At 41.0% G+C, this 6404-nt stretch carries 8 protein-coding genes and 2 pseudogenes; 4 read left to right on the top strand and 6 right to left on the bottom strand.

Annotated features, from left to right (window positions below; all coding sequences use genetic code 11):
- Positions 1 to 390 (top strand): TetR family transcriptional regulator C-terminal domain-containing protein (locus Xentx_RS17655; protein WP_422645863.1); only part of this gene is annotated, 390 nt, incomplete at its 5' end.
- Here Xentx_RS17655 and Xentx_RS17650 read toward each other — a convergent pair.
- Together Xentx_RS17650 and Xentx_RS17645 are read right to left on the bottom strand one after the other, a co-directional pair.
- A pseudogene (locus Xentx_RS17650) lies at positions 377 to 565 on the bottom strand (IS6 family transposase); the annotation flags it as partial. The gene Xentx_RS17655 and the pseudogene Xentx_RS17650 sit on opposite strands and share 14 nt — an antisense overlap.
- Before the next feature lie 81 nt (positions 566 to 646).
- Positions 647 to 1015: pseudogene (locus Xentx_RS17645) on the bottom strand (IS630 family transposase); the annotation flags it as partial.
- Positions 1016 to 1074: 59 nt separating this feature from the next.
- Between Xentx_RS17645 and Xentx_RS17640 the strand changes: the two are divergent.
- From Xentx_RS17640 to Xentx_RS17630, 3 genes are all read left to right on the top strand, one after another.
- Positions 1075 to 1770 (top strand): IS6 family transposase, encoded by a 696-nt coding sequence (locus tag Xentx_RS17640; protein WP_074021814.1) that lies wholly within the window; start codon positions 1075 to 1077, stop codon positions 1768 to 1770.
- Between the two features lie 325 nt (positions 1771 to 2095).
- Positions 2096 to 2437 carry a type II toxin-antitoxin system RelE/ParE family toxin gene (locus Xentx_RS17635; RefSeq protein ID WP_074021813.1) on the top strand — a complete coding sequence of 114 codons (342 nt, stop codon included), beginning with the start codon at positions 2096 to 2098 and terminating at the stop codon, positions 2435 to 2437.
- Positions 2430 to 2759 carry a helix-turn-helix domain-containing protein gene (locus Xentx_RS17630; RefSeq protein WP_074021812.1) on the top strand — a complete coding sequence of 110 codons (330 nt, stop codon included), beginning with the start codon at positions 2430 to 2432 and terminating at the stop codon, positions 2757 to 2759. Before Xentx_RS17635 ends, Xentx_RS17630 begins: the two co-directional genes overlap by 8 nt.
- Positions 2760 to 3532: 773 nt before the next feature.
- Here Xentx_RS17630 and Xentx_RS17620 read toward each other — a convergent pair.
- The 4 genes from Xentx_RS17620 to Xentx_RS17605 all read right to left on the bottom strand — a co-directional run bounded on the left by Xentx_RS17620 (position 3533) and on the right by Xentx_RS17605 (position 6304).
- Complete coding sequence (locus Xentx_RS17620; RefSeq protein ID WP_244149902.1) at positions 3533 to 3838, bottom strand: helix-turn-helix domain-containing protein; 306 nt, start codon at positions 3836 to 3838, stop codon at positions 3533 to 3535.
- Positions 3835 to 4185 carry a type II toxin-antitoxin system RelE/ParE family toxin gene (locus Xentx_RS17615; RefSeq protein ID WP_074021810.1) on the bottom strand — a complete coding sequence of 117 codons (351 nt, stop codon included), beginning with the start codon at positions 4183 to 4185 and terminating at the stop codon, positions 3835 to 3837. The genes Xentx_RS17620 and Xentx_RS17615 overlap by 4 nt, the downstream gene beginning before the upstream one ends.
- A 279-nt stretch (positions 4186 to 4464) precedes the next feature.
- Positions 4465 to 5229 carry an N-6 DNA methylase gene (locus Xentx_RS17610; protein ID WP_074021809.1) on the bottom strand — a complete coding sequence of 255 codons (765 nt, stop codon included), beginning with the start codon at positions 5227 to 5229 and terminating at the stop codon, positions 4465 to 4467.
- A 469-nt stretch (positions 5230 to 5698) separates the two neighbouring features.
- A complete protein-coding gene (locus tag Xentx_RS17605; protein WP_279625121.1) occupies positions 5699 to 6304 on the bottom strand; it encodes a DUF1281 domain-containing protein in 606 nt (201 codons plus the stop codon).
- Positions 6305 to 6404: the final 100 nt, after the last annotated feature.

The raw sequence follows: 6404 nt of genomic DNA, 5'->3' as shown, positions 1-6404 counted from the left end.
ATTATGAAACAAGCAAAAACAGCCAAAGTGGCGATTGAATTATTGATGTACGATAGTGCAAAACGATTAGCACAGCCTGATAAACCATCAGGTTGCATGCTAATTACGGCGACGATGAATGGTTCGAAACAAATCGAAGAAGTGTATCACAATGTGCAAGAGAAACGACAAAACTACCAAGCGATTCTGCTGAAGAGAATGCAGCAGGGCATTGAAGATGGTGATATCGCGCCAGATGCACCTATTCACGCAATGGTTGATTTTTATATTACAGTGATTAATGGGTTAACAATACAAGCCTGTGATGGAGCTAACCTCGATAGACTTAATCAAGTGATTTTAAACTCCATTCAAGCTTGGCCTATTTTTAATGGTTCTATCGCACATTAAAGAATCGATTGATAAAGGCCGATCTCTCTCGTACCTGAACTTCGGGTTCATCACGGCGTAACCAACTATCAAATTGACCTTTATTGAGTCGTCGAAACGTTTCAAATCCCTGTATCGTTGACGATGCTCGATTGAATCGCTTAAAACCACAGGTTGCCTTAATAAGCTTTTTAAGTACTCAAGAAAAATTAATTGCAAATTGATCACCATAACCTTCCAATAATGTATTTAGCTCATACTCCATGGTATCTTGAGTCTAGGTGATAAAACGTCGCCAGTGATATTTGGCTTGTTTCCAGACGATTTCAATCAGATTCAGCTCTGGGCTGTCGGCGGGAAGATAAAGTAAAAGCAGGTTGTGCTCTCGTAACCAGCGATGTCTGGTTTTTTCCGCGATCCCATGGTGGATACGCGCATTATCTAGCACTAAAAATGTCAAACGGTTGTCTCCTTGTTTGGCTACCCGCCCTAAAAAATCAATCACATCAGCTCGTGTGATACTACCTGACGCTGTCTGATAAAACAGCGTGTTGGCCGTGTAATTTAACGCCCCCAGAACTGACCATCTGTCATGGTTTTGAGGCTCAGTCTCATGGGGCTTACCCCGTGGACTCCATCCATATGGTTCTGTCGCATTAACGGAACTTCAGGTAAACTCCCCGGTTTTTGCATGAGTCCCAAACGATGCCCCTGATCCGGAACGCTTTCAAACGTCTCCATTATCCCGTCGATATCATAGCCCAATGTGTCCGTTGGTATCTGGCTTACGCCCTGAGTTTGCGTAATTTAGAAGAAATGATGGTTGAACGGGGGAGCACCGTTGATCATTCCACCCTCTCTCGTTGGGTTCATCGTCTGGTGCCGTTGCTGGTGAAACGATATCGGTGGTGCAAGCCTGATGTTGGGCGTCGCTGGCGAATGGATGAAACCTATATAAAAATCAAAGGGCAATGGCGTTACCTCTACCGCGCGGTGGACTCGGACGGGAATACCGTTGATTTTCTGTTGACGGACTGTCGGGATAAGAAAGCGGCCTTGCGTTTTTTCAAAAAAGCCCTCGGTCAGCATGACCAGCCGGAGGTCGTGACAATGGATAAAAGTGGTGCCAACAAAGCGGCAGTGGACGAATTAAACCAGGGAAAATCCAAAGAGGAAGCCATCGTTATCCAGCAAAATAAATATCTCAATAACCTCATTGAGCAGGATCATCGCAATATCAAACGGCGAACCGCTCCCATGTTGGGATTTAAAAATTTCAGGCGAGCTCAGACCTTGTTAGCGGGCATTGAATTGGTCAGCATGTTGCGTAAAGGACAACATTGGCAAGAGCCGGAATGCCCGATGTCACCCGCGGCATTTTTCTATCAACTGATTGCCTAAAAATCACCCCGCCCGATTTCGCTCGTAACCTCTCTGTTAATGCGACAGAACCCAAACCACTTGATAAATTTTTTAGCTTAGTAGGGACGAGGGATTTCGAGATCCCATTGATCCTCTATAGCTTCGGCGGTTCAGCTCCCTCATTCCCATTAATTTATGAGAGCCGCCTTTTACTCGCTTCGCTCATAAGATCCACAAAAAAGTAAAAACACTTTGCGCTTAATTATTGCATTAAAAGCAGTACCTGTTACTATAGTACTCATTACCACTCGGAGGCATTTGTGGCGTTCTATAAAATATCGTCGTTTAAAAAAGCACAAAGAAAATTAACATTTCCGATCAAAAATTATTAAATGCTGCAGAAGAAGTTAAGAATGGGAAGTTTGAAGCTGATCTGGGTGGGGGAGTGATTAAAAAACGAATAGCGGTTAATGGAAAAGGTAAAAGTGGTGGCGTAAGAGTTATCATCTTCTTTAAGGTTAATAACCATTTATTTTTTGCTGATGGCTGGACAAAGAATACCGTTAGCTCTAGAAGAGCAAAAGAAATTGAGGATGATGAATTGGAAGCGTATAAACAGCTTTCCAAACTTTTCCTTAGCTACACTGATCAGAAGATCAATGAGTTAATAGCCTATGGTATCTTGGAGGAAATCATTTGTGAGTAATAAATTAAACAATATGCTTGAATTAGCGAAAGAACTACACGCAGTCGATGCTGCACCAAAAAGCTTGGTTAACGATCTAAAAAAAGCCGTCAATGCACGTAAAATCAACGACCAGATTAAAACTGTTACTATGATGACAGGGGCTGAGATAAAGCAACTTCGTACACAGTACGGAATGTCCCAATCTGTACTGGCAATGGCATTAGGAATGTCAAAAGAAAGCATTTCTAAATGGGAACGAGAAGAAAAAAAACCAAGTGGCCCAGCTCTTAGAATGCTCCGTATTCTTAAACGACGAGGTCCGGAAATTTTGCTGGTTTAATTTTGAGTGGTAATTGGGCTATTTTTGCCCATCCCCCGATAAGGTTCAAAGTTGATGAGGAAAAAAATGGGTACTCAGTTAGCGCTAAGATTTTAATACTCTTTTGCCGTGTTCCCTGAGTTCCCCATCTGGCTCTACATACTTATAGAGAGCCTGTCTGCTAATCCCAAGCTCTTCACATAATTCAGATACGCTACAATCTCTACTCTTCATAGAAGCTTGTGCCAGGCGAACCTGAGATTTTGTGAGTTTAAAAGGACGTCCGCCTTCACGTTCTCTTGCTCTGGCCGCTGCCAGCCCTGCTTTTGGAGACCATAAAAATCTATGGTCCCCCTCGTTTTTGCAACACTCATTTTGATGAATTTTTGGCTTGCTTAAATCTATCCGGCGTCACTGTAGGCAAGGAGCCTGCGCCTCGATGAGTTCCGCGCCTGATGAACCTTAAAACCGTGTCGGCTTGAAAGAGCCATTTTTTATGTTAGGTTTCTCATCAGGCCGGTAGGCCGTTCATGTCATCAATAATCAGTCTTCGCAAAACCAGTGGGGTAACATTTAAATAACCCGAATTCTGTTTAAGCCATCATTGGAAAATCTTCTTCTGAGTAGAAAACTTTCAGTGATGGTTTCTTCCATTTATCTGGGTGACCGGATAGGTCTACTCAACCAAAACCCGATATATGGTTTTATGTTTAAGACGCTAACGCATCTTAACTGGCTAAAGCCATAATGAAATACCCCGCAACAAATTGCGGGGTAAATTAGAGCCACATAAATTACATTGATACATTGATGTTTATTTCTTTCAATCCGCAGGCGTTTGCATATTTTAATATTCTTTCAATACTTGCCTTATCTGCGCCTTGTTCAAGTCTAGATACTGTAGACGGAGTTAATCCCATTTTGTCCGCAATTTCTGCACTTGTTATTCCTGCTTGCTCTTTCCATGATTTCAGTTGTTGTTGTAATTGGAGATGTAAATCAAGGGCTTGTTTTTTTTCATTAAAAGTCTGAATAAATTCAGGATTTCCCTCTTTTTTCTTAGCTTCCAGTTTTTCACGAAATGTCATAACTTTTTTCATGCTAATTCTCCTCTTTGATACAGGCTAATCATATCTCTTTTTCTATTGATAGCTGTCTGTATATCTTTTGGATCTGTCTTTTGAGTTTTTTTGATAAAAAAACTCAAAATGTAAATGGTGTTTTTCTCTTCACCGTAACACCAAGTTCCACGGGCTATATTGTGGCCATCCCCTGCCCTGAGTTCAAAGATTTTATTTTTTTGATCAAGTTGCTTACAATGCGGTTCTCTCAATAAATGTGGTTTTTCTGATAAAAACTCAATCAAAGCATAAAATTTTGCCTGTAATTTGATAGATAAATTATCGAGTTCATTATCAGCCACTTGATGGAAAAAAATTTCAATCATTGTTATCTCCTTATTCTGCAAACAATATTACACCAAAAGGAAACTTGCATCAACATAAAAGTTGCATATTAATGCAATTTTTATTTATTGCAATTTTAAATATGTGAATAGATTATTTTTTATCCCATGTTTAATGGAGTTATTTTTTCGAGGGGCACTACGAAAAATCAGCGCGAAATGCCGTGGAGCGGTTTTCAAGCTAGATAATGATCTAATGTACTCACCTTGTATTGAGTAAAGTGAGTACACCTAACACCGAGAATAAAAACCCGCTTTATATCACTGAGAAGTAGCAAGTCGCTGATATTGTAGATAATAATCAGCCGTATACATGATTCTAGAAACCGTTAAAGTTAAGCTATTACCAACATTAACAATTGCGGGAATGCCTAATAGCGATAATTGGACATAGCACATTCTGGCGGCTACCCAATCAATATCAGTGCATATCGCTAACATATGTTTTGAAGGATCGAACCCATATTCAAGCAACGCCTTAGCACTCGCTATTACCATGCCACCGGATCCAACCGCAGGGTCTGAGACAGAAATATAACCAGATTGCTCAATTTTCGGCTGAGGGTTTCTGATGATCATTTTTGCCATCATTTCAGATACTTCAAAAGGAGTGAAAAATTGTCCCATATTGCTATTACCTAGATTCAAAGACATAAAAATTTTGCCTAAAAAATCACACAGTTCTCTCTGTAATCCAAGTGACACATGACTTAACAAGCAGCAAAATTTTTCAACATCTTTTTTCTCATAACGCCCAATAATCTTAAAATATTCTTTTTCCAGCTCTGGCAGTTTTAATATTCTGTTTTCAAGTGCAATCGCGGCAACATGAATAAAATCTCTGAATACTTCAAATCGGTTGTGATAAGGCGCTATGGAGTTGAATTCTTTTATAAATTCGTTGTAATGATCGGTCACGATAGCTCTTGGCTTTGATACTGTCGGCTTTTTTTGTAGACATGCGGCTGCTTTTGTTTCTGGCTCTACTTGTAACGCAAATTGCTCATCAAAATTTAATTGCGACATAAATAAGCAATCTTCCCTTTGTGTTAATTGACTTCTTTCTGGTGTCTTCCCCCTTTGGGCAGCTTGCCGGGCGCGGGGAGTCTGGCGCCGTGACACTTCAGCGGCACAGGGTTTCAGGGATGGCGTCAAGGAGTACCGCAAGCCGCAGCGTAAAGGAGTGACCAGCGGGAGCGGATGCGAACGGGTGAGGACACGGACTTGATGACAGCACGCCCTGTGCAAGCGTCAGTCACGGCGCCAGATTCACTGCGCTGAGCAGACGCTTAAGGGAAGACACCAGAATAAGGTTTTGTCTGTGAAAAGGCCGGGCTTGCCCGGTATCCTTTTGTGGCCAGATCTCTGGCCACCATAAAAAGAATTACTAAGTGATATCGGGGATATGGGTGAGTAGACCTATCCGGTCACCCAATACTCCTAACATGATAATGCTATCTAGACTGCGTGCTTTCATGAAAGCACGCGATGCTCATTAGCCACCAAAATGGGCTACATTATCAATAATATAATCAGGATCAACTACTTGATCATATCCTTCCTCATCTTCTTCATACTTCAGTTGATCATTCGCGGATTCAACCAACATCCCATTTTTATATATTTCATATCCACAATAACCCATGCCCTCTTCGCAATAATAATGTGTAATTTCGCATTCATGACGTTGAGATAATAGAGAAAATAGCTCTCCCTTCGGTGGTGACCACGGCGTATCAAAATCGGCCATCATCCAACCATCATCACTTTCAACATTCATATCCAAACCATATGGGCACTTTACATGATATTCATCTAAATAATATCCATAGGCTGATTCAATTCCATATAAAAAGTTACCGCTAAACCCATTCAATTCATTGGCTAAATGTGTTGGCTTGACCAACAACATATCAAAAGGTAATCCCTCAACTTTTTGTTCTGATTCTTCCCAAATATTTTCAGAGAAAGAGCATGGCAGATAACTGCGCCAGTTAGTTTCTTGTCTCTTATAGATATAAGTCATAATATTTTGAGCTTCGCTCGATAATGATGCCCAGTTTCGTATTTCTAAGCCGCTCTGTGCATAAAGCTCATTAATTGGGGTCAGTTTGGATATCGAAAATTATTGTACGTTAAGGCTATTTTTTGACCCTTTCGACTTTAGCTGGCCTCAGCCGACGAAACTTACCGGAAGCCGG

It is taken from the genome of Xenorhabdus thuongxuanensis, from assembly GCF_001908095.1.
Lineage (GTDB): Bacteria > Pseudomonadota > Gammaproteobacteria > Enterobacterales > Enterobacteriaceae > Xenorhabdus > Xenorhabdus thuongxuanensis.
The sequence above is the reverse complement of the archived record's forward strand: the minus strand, read 5'-3'. Positions and strand labels throughout refer to the sequence as shown.